Here is a 248-nt window from a genome sequence, read left to right on the forward strand (position 1 = left end):
TGACGTGAATCGCGAACGATTCCCGCAATGTACGCTCGACGCGCAGGGCGTCGGCGCCTTCGATAGAAAAGAGGCTCACGGCGCCGAGCGTTTCCGTGTCGAGCGGCGTGTGAAAGCGTAAGCCGGGGATGTCCGCGGCGCGTGCTGCCCAGTAACGGGTCAGCGCGCTGAGCCGTGCATGAATGTTGGCGGCGCCGATCGCCTGATGGAAGCGAATCGCCGGTTCGATGCCCGCTTGCAGCGCCGAG

1 pseudogene is annotated in these 248 nt (G+C 65.3%); it reads right to left on the reverse strand.

Annotated elements, in window-relative coordinates:
* Positions 1-248: pseudogene (locus SB822_RS59570) on the reverse strand (aminotransferase class V-fold PLP-dependent enzyme); the annotation flags it as partial.

The organism is Paraburkholderia sp. SIMBA_054 (assembly GCF_046534875.1).
Classification (GTDB): Bacteria; Pseudomonadota; Gammaproteobacteria; order Burkholderiales; family Burkholderiaceae; genus Paraburkholderia; species Paraburkholderia hospita.